Below are 17,507 nucleotides of genomic sequence, written 5' to 3'. Positions count from 1 at the left end.
AAAGTAGATCTTTCTACTTTCAAAATATAATCTCGCTTTCATTAAATTTCATATTTGCTTTTGGTAATGGTGATTTGGTGGTATAATAAGCACTTTCTCCTTTATAATTTCCACGATAAACTCCATTAGGAATGCTAAATTTTCTAGTTGTATCAGGGAATTTTTCTATATATTGAGTTAAAAATTCTCTAAACACAGGAGCAGCTGTTCTAGCCCCACCTTCTGTATAACGCATAGGCTTGTTGTTATCATTTCCATACCAAATGATTGCTTCTATTTCAGGCGTAAGTCCACAAAACCAAGCATCAACACTTTTATTCGTTGTTCCTGTTTTTCCTGCTATTTCTATATCTTTTACTCTTGCATTACGCCCTGTGCCTTTTTCAACAACATTTCTCATCATATCTAAAACCAGAAAACTTTGCGCTTCATCGCTGACTTTACGCTCATTTGAGTTAAATTCCATGATGGTTTTACCGGTTTTATCCTGAACTTGTCTGATAATTTGAGGATCTTTAATCGTACCATAGTTCCCAAACATGGTATAAAATTTCGAATACTCCAAAGGAGAAATACCAAAACTTCCCAATACGATTGATAAATTAGGCGGTATATCTTTAAATCCAAATTCCATTAGCTTAGAGTAAAGAACATCCAGCCCCATATCAAGTGCGAGATTAATGGTAGCTAAATTTCTTGATCTTGTTAAAGCTTCTTTTAAGGTAATTAAACCTAAAAATTTACCCCCTTCATTTTTAGGTTTCCAATCCTCATTATTACCCGCTCCACCTTCAAAAATTCTAGAAATATCAGCAATTTCACTCATAGGCGAATATCCTAAATTAATCGCCACTTGATACACAAAAGGTTTAAAAGAGCTTCCAGGTTGACGCATACTTTGAGTAGCACGGTTATAATTACTTTTTTCATAATCAACCCCGCCTACCAAAGCTAAAACATCACCACTTTGATGATTTACCACGACCATAGCTCCGTTTAAAGTGCTTAAATTTGCATCTTTATCGCGTTTTACTATCTCATCATAACCAAATTTTAAAGCATTTTGCGCCATATTTTGAACATCTAAGTCTATATTTAAAATGATTTTATATCCACCTGTTTTTAAGTCTTTGATATTAGGGCTTAATTGTTTAATCACTTCATCTACAACATAAGGAGCAGCATTTTGAGTAAGCGTATCATCATAAACTTGCGGAATTTCTTTAATGGCTGTATCATAATCTGCTTTTGAAATCCAACCTAGATTATACATTCTTGAAATAACATTATTTGCTCTTGAGATGGAAAGATCTAAATGCTTTGTAGGATCATAACTGCTAGGTGCTTTTGGCATACCTACTAGCATAGCAATCTCTTTAAGGCTTAGTTCATTTAAATTTTTATGAAAATACCCCAAAGCTGCGGTTTTTACTCCATAATACCCATGTCCAAAAAAGATAAAATTTAAATACCTTTCTAAAATTTGTTCCTTGGTTAAAATGGTTTCCATTTTATAAGCAAGCAAAGCTTCTCGAATTTTACGCGTAATAGTTTTTTCTGGAGTTAATTCCGTGTTTTTAATAAATTGCTGAGTAAGAGTGGAAGCTCCTTCCATGGTTTTTCCACCACTTTTTATAATTTTTACGGCAGCTCTAAAAATGGCGTCGATATTAACTCCATTATGTTCAAAAAAGCTTGTATCTTCTATAGCAACCAAAGCTTCTATAAGGCGTGGAGGAAGCTCTTCATAAGGAGCATAAAAACGATGTTGTTCAAAAATATTAGCCACAAGCTTACCATTTCTATCATAAATTTGTGTTGTAAGAGGAGGTTTGTATTCTTTAAAAGTATAACCCTCAGTATCAACACTTGTGAAAAGATAAGCCGCATAAATAAATCCAGCTATAAACAAAAGAGTAAAAAATGAAAAAATATATTTTAATATTTTCATAAATAAGCCTTTAAAGTTTGGATATCAAGCCCTAAAGCAGTGCTTAGATTTCCTACTTGTTGGGTGATGAAATTTTGATGAAAACCCTCACACATAATACAACCCGCCTTGCCTTTATAAAGATCATTTTCTACATAATCTCTTAAAGCATTTTCATCAAAATTTTTAAAATAAAGCGTAGTTTTTGAAAGAGAAAAAACTCTTTTTTCAGGTTTTACAAGCAAAAAAGCCGATAAAATACTTGCATACTTTCCATTTTGCAAGGCAAGCATTTCATAAGCTTCTTTTTTATCCTTTGTTTTGGTAAGAATTTTTTCATCTATACAAACTATACTATCTGCAAAAAGCAAATTTTGGTTTTGAAAATCTTTGCCTAAAGTACTTAAAAATTGTCTTTCTTTTTCAAGAACTATTTTTTGAACATATAAAAAAGGTGAAATATTTTTATTTAAATTTTCATCATAATCAAAACTAACTTGCTTAAAATCAATCTTTGCGGTTTTAAGCAAGTTAGCCCTTGAAATGGAATTTGAAGCAAGAATTAACATTAAAGTGCTTTTTCTATCGTTTCTAAGCTTTGTTTTAAAGCTTCATCAATTTTGCTTAAATCTTTTCCACCTGCAGTAGCAAAATCATCTCTTCCACCGCCATTTCCGCCTAAAATTTGCGCCGCTTCTTTAACCAAAGCTCCTGCTTTTAAAGGTGCATCTTTAACACCAGCTGCTAAAGTGATTTTTTCATCTTTCACTTGGATAAGTAAAATCACCGCTTTAGCAAATTTGTTTTTAAAATCATCAATCATAGCTTTAATATCGCCATTATCTATACGCTTTACGCAAATTTCAACACCTTGGATATTTTTAGAATCAAGCTCTGTTTTACTTGAGTTTTTAAGCTCATTTTTTAAACTTAAAATTTCATTTTTAATTTTTTTAACCCCGCTTAAAATATCATTATTTTTAAGTTCATCTTTTACTTTAGAAAGTTCTTCGAGTTGATTTTTTACAAATTCTAAAGCCGCTTTAGAAACTACAGCTTCAATGCGTCTCACCCCAGCACTCACACCACTTTCTTTAACTATGTAAAAACTTCCTATTTGAGCAGTATTTTTAACATGAGTTCCCCCGCAAAGTTCTTTGCTTTCACCTAAAGTTAAAACACGCACATTGCCTTGGTATTTTTCATTAAACAATGCTATAGCACCGCTTTTTTTAGCTTCTTCTAAAGGCATATTTTCTAAGATAGCTTCGCTTGAGTTTATAATCATTTCATTGACTCTTTTTTCAATGCTTTCTAGCTCTTCTTTGCTTAAAGCTTTATGATGAGTAAAATCAAATCTTAGTTTATTGCTTTCAACCAAAGATCCTGCTTGGCTTACATGAGAACCTAAAATTTCTCTTAAAGCATGGTGTAAAAGATGAGTGGCTGAGTGGTGGCGTGCGATTTGCTCTCTTTTTTCTGTATCGATTCTTGCATGAACTATATCGCCAACTTTTAGTTCTTCGCCTGCTTTTATAAAGCTAAGATTGAGATTAAAAAACTTTTGCGTATCTAAAACTTCACGCTTAGTTATAAACCCACTATCAGCACTTTGTCCCCCACTTGTTGCATAAAAAGGTGTGTTTTCAAGCATCACCCAACCCGCATCTTTAAGGGTGGAAACTTCTTTAAAATCTTCATCTAAAAGGGCTAAAATTTTACTTTCGCATTCTGCTTTTTCATAACCTACGAAATGATTTTCTCCAAATTTTTCAAGTAAGTTTTTAAAATCTCCGCTTGCAGTTTTATCTCCACTTCCTTTCCAAGAAGCCTTAGCGCGTGCTTTTTGCTCATTCATGAAAAGTTCAAATTTTTCTTCATCAACTTTAAGATTTTTTTCTCTTAGCATATCAGCCGTTAAATCAAGCGGAAAACCATAAGTATCATAAAGCTTAAAGGCTACTTCTCCGCTAAAAATTTCTTTAGTGTTTTTAAGCTCTTCATTAAAAATTTCAATCCCATTTTCTATAGTGCTTAAAAATCTTTCTTCTTCAAGGCGAATTTGTTCTTTTATAAAGTCTTTTTTCTCATTAAGATAGGTATAATGTCCGCCCATTAAATCGCACACAATATCAACTAGTTTATACATAAAAGCTTGTTTAAAACCTAGCAAATATCCATGTCTTAAAGCACGACGCAAAATACGACGCAAAACATAACCTCTACCTTCTTTATCAAAACTTACCCCTTGTGCAAGCAAAAATACACTTGATCTTATATGATCAGCTATGACTCTAAAACTTGCTCCGCTTTCATAAACATAAGTTTTATTACAAAGTTTTGAAATTTCATTGATGATTGGCATAAAAAGCGAGCTATCAAAATTGCTAAATTTACCTTCTTTAATTGCAGTTACTCTTTCAAGCCCCATTCCTGTATCAATGCTTGGCTTTGGCAGTGGGCTAAGCACTCCATCAGCACTTCTTTCGTATTGCATGAAAACAAGATTCCAGATTTCTAAAAATCTATCTCCATCTCCGCCCATATAATCTTCGCTTGAGTTAAAATGCTCTTGTCCTTGGTCATAAAAAATCTCACTACAAGGACCACAAGGACCAGTATCGCCCATTTGCCAGAAGTTATCTTTATCGCCAAATTTGTAAATTCTTTCTTTTTGAATGTGTTTTTGCCATAGATTAAAAGCTTCATCATCGTTTTCATGCACGGTTACATAAAGTCTATCTTTAGGTAGTTTTAAAACTTCAGTTACAAATTCCCAAGCATAAGCTATGGCTTGTTCTTTAAAATAATCCCCAAAGCTAAAATTCCCAAGCATTTCAAAAAAAGTATGATGGCGTGCGGTATATCCTACATTATCTAAGTCATTGTGCTTTCCACCCGCTCTTATACAAGTTTGACAGCTTGTTTTGCGTGGAGGGTTTGGGCGTGGAATTTCTCCTGTAAATATACTTTTAAAAGGCACCATACCCGCATTAGTAAAAAGTAAAGTTGCATCATCAGGAACTAAAGGACTTGACGGGGTTATCTCATGTCCTTTTGATGCAAAAAAATCCAAATAAGCTTTTCTAATATCCATGAATTTTCCTAAAGAAATTTTTATAAAAACATATCATACCAAAATTACTTTAAATTAAGTAAAACTAAAATACAATAAACATTTTTATTTAATTTTATTTCTCTAAGGTTTTTTATGAATTTTATCAATCTTCAAGCCCAATATCTCGCATACAAAGATGAAATCAATGCTAAAATTGAAAGCGTTTTATCAAGCTCTTCTTTTATAGGCGGTACAAAGCTTAACGAATTTGAGCAAAATTTAGCTCATTTTTTAGGTGTTAAACACGCTATAGGTTGTTCAAGTGGAACCAGTGCTTTATATCTTGCCTTAAGAGCCTTAGATATTGGCAAAGATGATGAAGTTATAGTGCCTAGTTTCACTTTCATAGCAACAGCTGAAGTTGTGGCCTTAGTAGGCGCAAAACCTGTTTTTGTAGATATAAATTTATCAAATTACAATCTTGATTTTGAAGCAGTACAAAAAGCAATAACCCCAAAAACTAAAGCTGTTATAGCAGTGAGTATGTTTGGACAAATGAGTGATTTAAGGGCTTTAGAAGAAATTTTAAAAGATAAAAATATCACTTTGATCGAAGATGGTGCACAAAGTTTTGGTGCAAGTTTCAAAGGAGAAAAATCCTGCTCTATAGCTAAAATTTCATGCACAAGCTTTTTTCCTTCGAAGCCTTTGGGAGCTTATGGCGATGGTGGGGCTATTTTTTGCCATGATGATGAAATTTCTAAAAAAATAAGAATTTTACTCAATCACGGACAAACACAGCGTTATAAACATGAATTTATAGGTATAAACGGACGCCTTGATACCTTGCAAGCGGCGATTTTAAATGTTAAGTTAAAATACCTAGAAAAAGAATTAGACAAAAGACAAAAATTAGCACAAATTTATAATGCAAATTTAAAAAACTGCCAAATTCCGCAAATTGATCCAAATGCTTTTAGCGCTTATGCACAATACAGCGTTTTAGTTGAAGATAGAGCTAGTGTATTGCAAAAATTTGAAAAAGCTAATATACCTTATGCTATACACTATCCAACCCCTTTGCATAAACAACCTTGCTTTAGTGAGTTTTCAAATTTAGAACTTAAAAATTCAGAATACGCAAGCGAACACATCTTATCTTTGCCTTTTTCACCTTTTTTAAGTGAAGAAGAGCAAGAGCAAGTTATTTGTATTTTTAAAGATTGATTCCATGAAAATAGGTATCATAGGCCTTGGAAAAATGGGGCAAAACCACTTAAATGAACTTAGTAAAAATTCTCATTTTAAACTTAATGCACTTTTTGATCTTTGCAAAAATCCAAACCTAAATATTTTTGATGATATTTTTTATGATGATCTGGATAAATTTTTAAATCAAAATAATGATATTATCATCATAGCAACACCTACAAATTCACATTTAACAATAGCAAAAAAAGTTTTTAAACAATGCAAATGCGTTTTAATCGAAAAGCCTTTAGCTCTAAATTTAAAAGAAATAGACGAAATTTCAAATTTAGCTAAAGAATACAGCATAAAAGTAGGTGTAGGTTTTTGCGAAAGATTTAATCCTGCGGTTTTAGCCCTAAAAAAAGAGCTTGAAAATGAAGAAATTATCAGCATTAACATACAAAGATTTTCACCCTACCCACAAAGAATCAGCGATGTAGGGATTTTGCAAGATTTGGCTGTGCATGATCTTGATTTGCTTTGTTTTTTAAGCAAACAAGAAATAACAAAAACCAATTTGCTTAAAAAATACACCCAAGATCAAACAAGAGAAAGTGAAAGCATTATTCTATGTGAGCTTGAAAAATGTATTGCTAGCATACATCAAAGTTGGAATAGCACACAAAAACTAAGAAAAATTCATCTTATTACTAAAAATCATTTTTATGAAGCCAATTTAAATGACTTTTCTTTATTAAAAGATGGAAATTTTATAGAACTTACTCAACAAAGTCCACTTTTTTCAGAACACGAAGCTTTGTTAAAACTTATCGATAATCAACCCAATCATTTAGCCAGCACGAGCGATGCTTACAAAGTTCAAGAAATTTTAGAAAGGTTTGCGTGAAATTAGTTTTATTTTTAAATATGGGCGGAGCTACGAATTTACAAGATTGTGAAGTTTTTTTAAAAAATATGTTTAATGATCCTTATATTTTAGGAATCAAAAATCGATTTTTAAGAAAATTTGTAGCATGGATCATAACAAAGGCTCGCGTTAAAGCCATGCAAGAAAACTATAAAAAAATGGGCGGAAAATCCCCTTTAAACGAACTTACTCAAAGCCTGTGTGACAAGCTTAATTTAAAACAAGATGAATTTAAATTTGATTTTGTAAATCTTTATGTTCCTCCTTTTGCCACAGAAATTTTGCAAAAATACACTTTAAATGCAAGTGATGAAATCATTCTTTTTCCACTTTATCCGCACCATTCTTGCACCACAGTAACTTCATCTTTAGAAGTTCTGCAAAATGAAATTTCAAAGCAAAAAATTCAAGCAAAAGTAAAAACTATAGATATTTTTTACAAAAATGAGCTTTATAACGAGATGATAGTTTCGCACATTTTGGCTAAAAAAAGTAAATTTGATGCCAAAATTTTGATTTTTTCAGCGCATTCTTTACCACAAAGCATTATTGATAAAGGTGATTTATATGAAAAGCATGTAAATGATCATGTAGAAATTTTAAAAGAAAAGCTAAAAGATCATTTTGATGAATTTATTTTAGCTTATCAGTCTAAACTAGGCCCTGTAAAATGGCTTGAGCCAAATACGAGCGATATTTTGGCAAATTTAGATAACAAAGCTTTGATTTATCCTATTTCTTTTTGCATAGATTGTTCTGAAACGATTTTTGAGCTAGGTATGGAGTATAAACATTTAGCAAAGTGCGATTATGATTTAATCACTTGCCCAAATGATAGTGATGAATTTATCCACTTTATTTTAAAGTATTTATCTGATTTTAATTAAGAATGATTTTGAAGTCCTTGTTTATGATTACAAGGACTTTTTAGTAAAAATTTAGCCAACTAAGCTAAAGTATAAGCTTTTTCTCCGTGCAAACTCACATCTAAGCCTTTTTGCTCTACTTCTTCTTTTACTCTTAAGTCTGTAAAACAAGAGATAATCTTAAAAATAACAAAGCTTATAAGAGCTGACAAAACCACACAAATCACAATAGCAAAAATTTGCTCTTTTAAAAGTTCCAAACTTCCGCTGATAAAAAATCCCTCGCCAAGTGCATTTTGGGCAATCACATTAGGATTTACTTTAGCACTTGCAAAAAGCCCTGTGGCAATTCCTCCCCAAATACCTCCGATTCCATGTAAAGAAAAGGCATCTAAAGAATCATCCCATTTGAGTTTGTATTTGATAAAACTTAAACCAAAATAACAAAACACAGAAGACAAAGTCCCTATAACAAGAGAAGCATAAATATCTACATAACCGCAAGCTGGAGTAATTCCCACAAGCCCTGCTACAAGCCCACTAAGTCCACCTAAAATAGTCGGTTTTTTATGGATGAGCCACTCAAGTACCACCCAAGATAAAAAGCCACAAGCTGCTGATATAATACTTACTATAAAAGCATTGATAGCAATATCATTCATTTCGCCAGCACTTCCAGCATTAAAACCTAACCATCCTATAAAAAGCAAAATCGCACCCAAGAAAGCATAAGGAATAGAATGCGCGTTTTTATCCTCATCATCACTTTTTCTAGCGCCTACCATCAAAGCTCCTACAAGTCCGGCAACCCCAGAGCTGATATGCACAACACCGCCCCCAGCAAAATCAAGACTTCCTCTTTTAAGCAAAAATCCCTCACTGCTCCAAATCATATGCGCTAACACATCATAAACTAAAGTACTCCAAAAAAGTAGAAATATCACCAAAACACCCAGTTTGATTCTTCCCACCAAAGAGCCTGTTATAATAGCAGATGCAATAAGTGCAAACATCATTTGAAAAATCACAAAAAGAATATTTGGAACGCCTGAAGCGTTGTATCCGCTAATACCCTCTAAGAGGAAATTCTCGAAATTTCCTACAAGCCCAAGTCCTTCATCTTTACCAAAAGAAAGACTAAATCCAAGCACTACCCATTGTAAAGTAATAACACCAAAAACAATAAAGCAATTCATTATGGTATTGAGAGTATTTTTACTTCTTACCATACCTGAATAAAACATTGCCAAAGCTGGAGTCATAAGCAAAACTAGCAAAGTACACAACACAATAAAACTTGAATTTATCGCATTCATTTACCTGTCCTTTCTTACAAAATTTAATTGCGAGATAATTATATTTAAAATGGTTTAAAAAAATATAAATTTAAGAAATATTTTATATATTTTTTTTATCAAAATTTATTTTTTTATCTTAAATTACTATAAATAGGTATTTTAAAAAATATTTTACTTCTCTATAATTCAAATTTACTAGCATTAAAATAAAAATTTGGGGCTAAACCAAAACAATAAAAAAGAATTCTTGCAAGATAATAAAGAAAATTTTGATGATTTGGTAAAAGTTTTTTTTAAATTAAAAGTAGAAATTATCTAGTATTAAAAAAGCAATTGCGTTTTAAAATAGCCTAAAAGCTCTTCTTTGGCTTTGAAGATATCATCAGTGTTTAGCTCAAAATCTATTTTTTGTGGCTTTTTATAACTCTTATCATAATAAGCCAAAAGCAAAGCAATAAGCCTTTGCCATTCTCTTTGCTCATAACTTTTTAGCAAATCCTGACGAAAATTTACACTGATATAAGGACTGATCTTAGCAAGACATTCTTTAAATTTTAAAGGAGTCATTTTTTCTTGATAGATCTTTTGTATCCTGTCTATGCGCTTTTCTAAAGAACAAAAACAATGAATTTTAAATGCTTTTTGCATTTTTTCATAAAGCTTTAAAGGTAAAACTATTTCACCTATTTTACGACTTTCGCTCTCTATAAAGATAAAATCTTTTAAAGAGTTTAAAGTATAAAAAAGGTTTGCTTCAAAAGCTTTTTGCGTAGGTTGTTTTCCTAAAATATCACCAAAAGATGATCCTAGATGATTTGCCATTTTTTCTAAATTTAAATGATGGGGCAAAAGCTCCAAAAGTTCTGTTTTTCCACAGCCTGTATTACCACAAAGAGCAAAAAAATCTAAATTTATTTCATTATCAAAATAATGCGCCAAAAAACTTCTATAAGCTTTAAAGCCACCCTTTAAACGCACCACTCTATAGCCCAATTCGCTCAAAATCACTGCAATAGATTTTGAACGCAAATCCCCACGAGAGCAGTAAATTCCGATCTTATCTCCTATACGGAATTTGTGGGCAAGCTCTAAGATATGCTTTGACATATTTTGACAAATATAACTCGCACCCCTAGCCTTAGCCAAAGCTTGATTTTTTTTATAAATTGTTCCTATTTCTTGATATTCTTCATCATTTAAAGCATAAAAATTTAAAGCTCCTATCAAATGAGAATGCAAAAATTCTCTAGGGCTTCTTGCATCGATTAAAAGAGAGAAATTTTCTTTTTGAAATTCTGCAAAATCTACTTCATTTAACATTTTTAAACGCCAAAACAAGTTTTTGATAAACTTGTTCTATATTGGTACCACAAACCCTAGTCTCTCCTATAGTGGTGATAAAATTAGTATCCCCTACCCAACGCGGCACTAGGTGATAATGACAATGAGGAGCTATCCCAGCACCCGCATCTTTACTTAAATTCATACCGATATTTACCCCACCTGCATGGAGTTCACTTTTTAAAATTCTTACTCCTAGACGCACAAATTGACTTATCTCTTGCCAAGCTTCATCACTTAAATTTTCTATATGCTCTTCATGCAAATAAGGTATTATCATAAAATGCCCTGCAGAATAAGGATAGCGGTTCATCACGCCAAAACAATACTTAGCTCTAAAAATCACTCCTAATTCTTCGTCGCTTTTGATTTTATTAGCACAATCACAAAAAGGGCACTCGCTCTTTTCTTTTTCAAAATACTCACTTCGCCATGGTGCATACAAATACTGCATTTTTATCCTTTTAAAGCAAGGCTTTCAAAGCCTCTCCTTCATCGTTTTGACGCATAAAATATTCTCCGATTAAAAAAGCATCAACGCCTAAATTTTGCAAATGCCTTAAAAAATCTTTATCCTCTAAACCGCTTTCTGCGATAATAATTTTTGAATTTGGAATTTGTGGGATGAGTTTTTCGCATAAATTCATATCCATAGAAAAATCATCCAAATTGCGATGATTTATGCCTATAATATCAGCTCCTGAAAAAATCGCTTTGCTCAAATCTTCTTTATCGTGAATTTCAACCAAAGCCTCAAGACCTAAATGTCTTGCAAACTCAAGCAGTTTTTTAAGCTCTTTCATGCTTAGCATTTTAGCGATTAATAATACAAAATCCGCCCCATAAACCAAAGCTTCTAAAATTTGATACTCATCAAAAATAAAATCCTTTCGCAACAAAGGAGTGTGCGTATAACGGCGTATCATGCTAAGGTATTCTAAACTCCCTTGAAAAAAATGCGGTTCTGTTAAAACTGAAATAGCAGCAGCTCCATTTTTTTCGTATTTTAAAGCTATATCTAAAGGATCAAAATTTTCCCTTATAACCCCTTTACTTGGACTAGCTTTTTTAACCTCTGCGATAATTCTTACTTCATTTTCTATTCTTTTTAAAGCAGCTTTAACATCTTTAGGAAAAAAAGGATTCGACGCTAAAGATCGTCCCAACATATCATAAGGCAGTTGCGCCTTACGCTCTTTTAAATCTTCTTTAGTTTTTTCAAAAATTTTATCTAAAATCATGGTTTAATACACGCCTTTATTGCTTTTGCATGAGCCTTGCTCTCATCAGAATTTGCAAATTCTTTATCCTCTAAAGTTTGCTTCAAAATTTCCCAAGCCTTTTTACAATCACCTTGTTTATAATACCCCCACGCTAAAGAATCCAAATAGTATAAATTTTGAGGCTCTTTTTTTAAGGCAAGTTTCACAAGCTCTATACCTTTTTTAACATCTAAATCATAATCTATAAGCAAATATCCATAGTAGTTTAAATACAAAGCATTGCTATCTTTATCGATAGCCTGTTCGAATTTTTCTTTTACAGAATCAATTACTTTTGGAGTGATTTTTTTAGCTTCATTTGCAGCTTCAAATTCAAAAACTGCCGCTCGTAGAAGATATTCTTTATTTTTTGTTTTATGATAAAGAGCTAAACTCATTTTTTTAGCATCATCAAAGCGTTTTAAATTCTGATACAAAGCGAGTTTAATGTCATCATCTAAATCATACTGCAAAGAAATTTTTAAAGCTTCTTCTGTTTTGCCTTGAGAATTTAAAAGCTCAACTAAAGCCAATACAAAACTTTTATTTTTGGTAAGTTGATAAAGCTCTTTATATATACTTTTTAAAGCTTCGATATTTTTTTCATCAAAATAAATTTTAGCAAGCAAGACGCAAGTTTTGAGAGTGCAACCATTGGTTTTTCTTGAAAATTCTAAAACATTTTTAATATTTAAAGTATCATTCAAAATCGCATAAATTCCTATGAGTTTAAATAAAATTTCTTCATTTTGCACTTGATTATAAGCAGATCTATAGTATTTTGTAGCATTTTTTAAATCATTTTTTTTAACCAAAATATCACCATAAAGCTCTAAATTTCTAGGATCACTATCCTTTTTTGTTAAAAGCTCTTTCATAAGTTTTTGAGCATTGTTGATATCATTTGAATTTAAAGCATAAAGAGCACTAAGTCGCTTAAGATTGTCATTTTGATTTAAATAAGGCTTTGCTAGATTATCTAACTCTGCTTGCTTGTCAAGATTGTTTGCTAAAGTAAGTAAAAATGCATTTTCTAAAAAATTAGTATTATTATAATCTTGATAAAGACTTAAAAATTCATCTCTGGCTTCTTTGTATTGTTTATAATACTCATAATTATAAGCCTTCATAACCCTTAAATCAAAATCATTGCTTTTATATTTTGTATAATCAGGATAAACAACATTGATTTTTGAACTTCCACAAGCTGCCAAAAAAAAGGCTACTAAGACAAATAACAAATACCTATACATTCTTTTTCTAATTCCTTTTGATGTGTTTTAAAATATTCCCAAAATGGAAAAGTTCTGCATTGTTTTGGACGAAAATCGTAGATACTACAATTTCTTTTTTGAGTATCAAAAAAAATGCAAGCAAAACCATCTTCACATTCGACTTCCTTAAAACTCATTTTAAAGCCCACTTTTCTCAAGTATTTTTCAGCAAATTCTTTGCTTTCTAAATTTAAATGCTTTCTTAATGCTTCTAATTCTTCCTTGCTCGCAAAAATATTGCCACTTTCTCCAGTGCAACACTTTCCACCGCATTTCTCACAAGCATTTTCATCAAAAGCATAAGAAAAATTTTTATCAAATATCATAACTTTTTAACCTAAATCTTAAGTGAATTTCTTGCATTTGTTTGCTTAAAATTTCATTTTCATATACAAAAAAAGGAGGTAAAATCTCACAAGGCGATTTTGAACCTTTTTTTACCTGTATCAAAACAAGTCTTGCTTTTTTGTTTTGATGTGTATGTACAAAGCAAAGCTTTGTTATTTTCATTTTCATATCTTTTAAAATAAAACAAATTTCATCTAAAGCTAAAGCTTCATAGCAAAAATACAAAGCACCATTTGGCTTAAGCATAGAATTTGTTTTAGCTAAAAAGCTATGCAAGGGTAAAAATTCCTGAAATTTACTTATAGCTTTATGCTGATCTTCACTCTTGTAAGCTCCTTGTCTATAAAATGGAGGATTGCAGACTATGAAGTCAAATTTTTTTATGATTTGAAATTGATTAAAATCATCATGAAAAATATCGCCTTGTATTTTGTTGGATTTTAAATTTTTTTCAATCAATTTTATATTTTCTTTTTGAATATCAATCAAAGATAAACTTAAATTTGCAATATTTTTTTTAAGTAAAATACCTATGATACCACAGCCCGCACCTACATCAAAAACAGCGCCTTTAATTCCTTGTTTTAAAATAAAATCAGCTAAAATTAAAGAATCACTATTGTAACGATACCCTTGTGATAATTGTGCTAGCGTAATCAGATCTGACATATATTTTAATGCGTTGGAATTTTAATGCGTTTTGGAGATTGTTCTTTAAATATATTTCGTTCTTTTGTTATATTATTATCTTCTTTAAAATTTACTGGGCTTTGTGCTGCCAAAAAAGAAATTACAAAAGTTATAAAAAAAGCAATTTTTATCATAATAACACCCCATAAAATGGTGTCCACGGCGAGATTCGAACTCACGGCCTCAAAATTAGGAATTTTGCGCTCTATCCTGCTGAGCTACGAGGACAGAAAGCGGGAAAAATCCCGCTAAAAATTTAACCGTTTCTTTTTTTGATGATTTCATCCGCAACATTTTTAGGAACTTCATCATAGTGATCAAATTCCATAGAATAAGTCGCACGACCTTGAGTTTGACTTCTAAGATCAGTAGAATAACCAAACATTTCAGCCAAAGGACAAAATGCTGTGATGATTTTATTTCCACCACGCTCATCCATGCTATTTACTTGACCACGGCGTTTGTTAAGATCTCCAATAACATCACCCATGTAATCTTCAGGAGTTTCTACTTCAACTTTCATCATAGGCTCTAAGATCACAGCACCTGCTTTTCTAGCACCTTCTTTAAAGCCCATAGAAGCAGCAAGTTTAAACGCCATCTCAGATGAATCCACCTCGTGATAACTTCCATCATAAACAGTTACTTTAACATCTTCCACAGGATAACCTGCTAAAACACCATTTTGTAATGCTTCTTGAACACCTTTATCAACTGCAGGAATGTATTCTTTTGGAATTACTCCACCTTTGATATCATTAACAAATTCATATCCACTACCTGGCTCAAGTGGTTCAAGGCGTAAGAATACATGTCCATACTGACCACGACCACCTGATTGTTTAGCATATTTGTATTCTTGTTCAACAGTTTTTCTAATAGTTTCGCGATAAGCAACTTGTGGTTGACCTACTTCAGCTTCAACTTTAAATTCACGAAGCATTCTATCAACGATAATTTCAAGGTGTAACTCACCCATACCTGAAATGATAGTTTGGCCACTTTCTTCATCAGTTGAAACTCTAAAACTTGGATCTTCTTGTGCTAATTTATTTAAAGCAATAGACATTTTTTCTTGATCAGCTTTAGTTTTTGGCTCAACTGCAACAGAAATAACGGGATCTGGAAAATCCATTCTTTCAAGGATTACCTTATCTTTTTCACTTGCAAGAGTATCCCCTGTTAAAGTATCTTTAAGTCCTACAACAGCACCAATTTCGCCTGCGTAAAGCACTTTAATCTCTTCTCTTTTATTAGAGTGCATTTTTAACAAACGACCAATTCTTTCTTTTTTATCTTTAGTTGAGTTATAAGCATAAGAGCCACTTTCCAAACAACCACGATAAACACGCACGAAAGTAAGTTGTCCTACAAATGGATCTGTCATGATTTTAAATGCAAGCCCTGCAAACTCGCCATCATCAGTTGATTTTACAGAAACTTCTGTACCATCTTCATATTCACCCTTGATATTTGCCACTTCATCAGGAGCTGGCAAATAAGCCACAACAGCATCAAGTAAAGGTTGAACCCCTTTATTTTTAAACGCTGTACCGCAAAGCATAGGAACGATAGAAAGACTTAAACATCCTGCTTTAATCCCTGTTTTAATCTCTTCAAGACTTAATTCTTCTCCGCCTAAATATTTTTCCATCAACTCATCTGAAGTTTCAGAAACTGCTTCTATCATTTTTGTGCGATATTCTTCTGCCTTTTCTTTAAGTTCAGCTGGAATTTCTTTTTCTACATAATCCGTTGGCTTAGTATCATCTTCCCAAACTAAAGCTTTCATAGTTACAAGATCGATTACGCCTTTAAAATTATCCTCAGCACCGATTGGAATTTGAAGTGGAACTGGATTAGCTTTTAAACGGTTGCGAATTTGATCTTCTACATTATAAAAATTTGCACCGATTCTATCCATTTTGTTTACAAATACTATTCTTGGAACACCATATTTATTTGCTTGTCTCCAAACTGTTTCACTTTGAGGCTGCACCCCACCCACTGAACAAAATACCGCAACAGCACCATCAAGAACACGCATAGATCTTTCAACTTCGATTGTAAAATCCACGTGGCCTGGAGTGTCAATAAGATTGATTTGATGATCTTTCCAAAAACAAGTTGTAGCCGCAGAAGTGATAGTAATCCCACGCTCTTTCTCTTGCTCCATCCAGTCCATAGTTGCAGCACCATCATGAACTTCACCGATTTTATGACTCATACCAGTAAAGAAAAGAATTCTTTCAGATGTAGTCGTTTTACCCGCATCAATGTGAGCAGCAATACCGATATTTCTAACTTTTTTTAAAGGAGTATTTCTTGACATACACACTCCTTCCTTACCAACGATAGTGAGCAAATGCTTTATTTGCTTCAGCCATTTTATAAGTATCTTCTTTCTTCTTAAATGAAGCACCTTTGCTATTAGCAGCATCCAAAAGCTCAGCTGCAAGTTTATCAATCATAGTTCTTTCGCTTCTTTTTCTTGCAAAAGAAATAATCCAACGAATCGCCAAAGCTTGTTGTCTAGCAGGGCGTACTTCAACTGGAACTTGATAGGTCGCACCACCTACACGACGAGATTTTACCTCTAATAAAGGCTTAATATTTTCAATCGCATCATTAAAAATATCAATACCTTTTTTCTCGCCACCTTTTTTATCGATAGCTTCTAAAGCACCATACATAATTGTTGTAGCTGTGCTTTTTTTGCCATCATACATTAAAGAATTAATAAATTTTGTGATTACTTTATTACCATAAATCGGATCAGGTAAAACTTCTCTTACCGGAGCTTTTCTTCTTCTCATTATTTTTCCTTCAAATTTTAAATTTTACTCAAACAAAATCAAATCTAACGGATTTGTCTGTATGAAGATTATTTTGCAGCGCCTGCTTTAGGGCGTTTAGCACCATATTTAGAACGAGAAACTGTTCTTTTTGCAACACCTGCTGTATCAAGAGCACCACGAACGATGTGATATTTAACCCCTGGTAAGTCTTTTACCCTACCACCACGCACTAAAACAATGCTGTGTTCTTGTAAGTTATGACCTTCACCGCCAATATAGCTGATCACTTCAAAGCCACTAGTAAGTCTTACTTTGGCAACTTTTCTTAACGCTGAGTTTGGTTTTTTAGGTGTTGTAGTATAAACCCTAGTGCAAACTCCCCTTCTTTGTGGACAATTTTTAAGCGCTGGAGATTTAGATTTTTCTAAAACTTTTTTGCGCTCTTTTCTAACCAATTGATTTATGGTAGGCACAATAATTCCTTTCTTTAAAAATGTAATAAACTTTGGATGATATCTAATTT

17 protein-coding genes and 1 tRNA gene are annotated in these 17,507 nt (G+C 32.4%); 3 read left to right on the top strand and 15 right to left on the bottom strand.

Going from position 1 to position 17,507, the window contains the following annotated elements; all coding sequences use genetic code 11:
- Positions 1-19 precede the first annotated feature (19 nt).
- The 3 genes from FBF21_RS02690 to alaS are packed head-to-tail and all read right to left on the bottom strand — an operon-like array spanning position 20 to position 5,027.
- Complete coding sequence (locus FBF21_RS02690; protein WP_032584039.1) at positions 20-1,951, bottom strand: penicillin-binding protein 1A; 1,932 nt, start codon at positions 1,949-1,951, stop codon at positions 20-22.
- A complete protein-coding gene (gene maf, locus FBF21_RS02685; RefSeq protein WP_002886141.1) occupies positions 1,948-2,499 on the bottom strand; it encodes a septum formation inhibitor Maf in 552 nt (183 codons plus the stop codon). Before maf ends, FBF21_RS02690 begins: the two co-directional genes overlap by 4 nt.
- Positions 2,499-5,027 carry an alanine--tRNA ligase gene (gene alaS / locus FBF21_RS02680; protein WP_002886142.1) on the bottom strand — a complete coding sequence of 843 codons (2,529 nt, stop codon included), beginning with the start codon at positions 5,025-5,027 and terminating at the stop codon, positions 2,499-2,501. The genes maf and alaS overlap by 1 nt, the downstream gene beginning before the upstream one ends.
- Before the next feature lie 114 nt (positions 5,028-5,141).
- Here alaS and FBF21_RS02675 point away from each other — a divergent pair, with 114 nt between their 5' ends.
- From FBF21_RS02675 to hemH, 3 genes are read left to right on the top strand one after another with little or no spacing between them, the layout of a single operon-like run.
- Positions 5,142-6,215, top strand: a complete 1,074-nt coding sequence (locus FBF21_RS02675) for a DegT/DnrJ/EryC1/StrS aminotransferase family protein (RefSeq protein WP_002869537.1) — start codon at positions 5,142-5,144, stop codon at positions 6,213-6,215.
- A 4-nt stretch (positions 6,216-6,219) separates the two neighbouring features.
- The gene (locus FBF21_RS02670) at positions 6,220-7,086 is read left to right on the top strand and encodes a Gfo/Idh/MocA family oxidoreductase (RefSeq protein WP_002859910.1); all 867 of its coding nucleotides are present in this window, start codon (positions 6,220-6,222) and stop codon (positions 7,084-7,086) included.
- Complete coding sequence (gene hemH / locus FBF21_RS02665; protein WP_002869536.1) at positions 7,083-7,994, top strand: ferrochelatase; 912 nt, start codon at positions 7,083-7,085, stop codon at positions 7,992-7,994. Before FBF21_RS02670 ends, hemH begins: the two co-directional genes overlap by 4 nt.
- A gap of 59 nt (positions 7,995-8,053) precedes the next feature.
- On the opposite strand, the gene FBF21_RS02660 is transcribed toward hemH, so the two are convergent.
- The 12 genes from FBF21_RS02660 to rpsL all read right to left on the bottom strand — a co-directional run bounded on the left by FBF21_RS02660 (position 8,054) and on the right by rpsL (position 17,457).
- Entirely contained in the window at positions 8,054-9,289 is a 1,236-nt protein-coding gene (locus FBF21_RS02660) for an ammonium transporter (RefSeq protein WP_002780812.1), read from the bottom strand.
- 303 nt (positions 9,290-9,592) lie between these two features.
- Positions 9,593-10,591, bottom strand: coding sequence for a tRNA 2-selenouridine(34) synthase MnmH (gene mnmH / locus FBF21_RS02655; RefSeq protein WP_168985431.1), 999 nt, complete (start codon positions 10,589-10,591; stop codon positions 9,593-9,595).
- A complete protein-coding gene (locus tag FBF21_RS02650) occupies positions 10,581-11,066 on the bottom strand; it encodes an HIT domain-containing protein (protein WP_002869533.1) in 486 nt (161 codons plus the stop codon). Before FBF21_RS02650 ends, mnmH begins: the two co-directional genes overlap by 11 nt.
- A gap of 10 nt (positions 11,067-11,076) precedes the next feature.
- Complete coding sequence (gene trpC / locus FBF21_RS02645) at positions 11,077-11,853, bottom strand: indole-3-glycerol phosphate synthase TrpC (RefSeq protein ID WP_002869532.1); 777 nt, start codon at positions 11,851-11,853, stop codon at positions 11,077-11,079.
- Positions 11,850-13,127: a hypothetical protein gene (locus tag FBF21_RS02640; RefSeq protein ID WP_002869531.1), complete on the bottom strand. Its 1,278-nt coding sequence runs from the start codon at positions 13,125-13,127 to the stop codon at positions 11,850-11,852. Before FBF21_RS02640 ends, trpC begins: the two co-directional genes overlap by 4 nt.
- Positions 13,100-13,474, bottom strand: coding sequence for a YkgJ family cysteine cluster protein (locus FBF21_RS02635; protein WP_002855009.1), 375 nt, complete (start codon positions 13,472-13,474; stop codon positions 13,100-13,102). Before FBF21_RS02635 ends, FBF21_RS02640 begins: the two co-directional genes overlap by 28 nt.
- Positions 13,464-14,165, bottom strand: a complete 702-nt coding sequence (locus tag FBF21_RS02630; protein ID WP_002854777.1) for a tRNA1(Val) (adenine(37)-N6)-methyltransferase — start codon at positions 14,163-14,165, stop codon at positions 13,464-13,466. Before FBF21_RS02630 ends, FBF21_RS02635 begins: the two co-directional genes overlap by 11 nt.
- A gap of 5 nt (positions 14,166-14,170) precedes the next feature.
- On the bottom strand, positions 14,171-14,320 hold the full coding sequence (locus tag FBF21_RS02625) for a hypothetical protein (RefSeq protein WP_002854981.1): 150 nt from the start codon (positions 14,318-14,320) through the stop codon (positions 14,171-14,173).
- Between the two features lie 17 nt (positions 14,321-14,337).
- Positions 14,338-14,414, bottom strand: a tRNA-Arg gene (locus FBF21_RS02620).
- 28 nt (positions 14,415-14,442) lie between these two features.
- Positions 14,443-16,518 (bottom strand): elongation factor G, encoded by a 2,076-nt coding sequence (gene fusA / locus FBF21_RS02615; protein WP_002788669.1) that lies wholly within the window; start codon positions 16,516-16,518, stop codon positions 14,443-14,445.
- 13 nt (positions 16,519-16,531) lie between these two features.
- Positions 16,532-17,002 (bottom strand): 30S ribosomal protein S7, encoded by a 471-nt coding sequence (gene rpsG / locus FBF21_RS02610; RefSeq protein ID WP_002779471.1) that lies wholly within the window; start codon positions 17,000-17,002, stop codon positions 16,532-16,534.
- A gap of 68 nt (positions 17,003-17,070) precedes the next feature.
- Entirely contained in the window at positions 17,071-17,457 is a 387-nt protein-coding gene (gene rpsL, locus FBF21_RS02605; protein WP_002782934.1) for a 30S ribosomal protein S12, read from the bottom strand.
- Between the last annotated feature and the right edge of the window lie 50 nt (positions 17,458-17,507).

This window comes from Campylobacter sp. CFSAN093238 (assembly GCF_012898015.1).
Lineage (GTDB): Bacteria > Campylobacterota > Campylobacteria > Campylobacterales > Campylobacteraceae > Campylobacter_D > Campylobacter_D jejuni.
The sequence above is the reverse complement of the archived record's forward strand: the minus strand, read 5'-3'. Positions and strand labels throughout refer to the sequence as shown.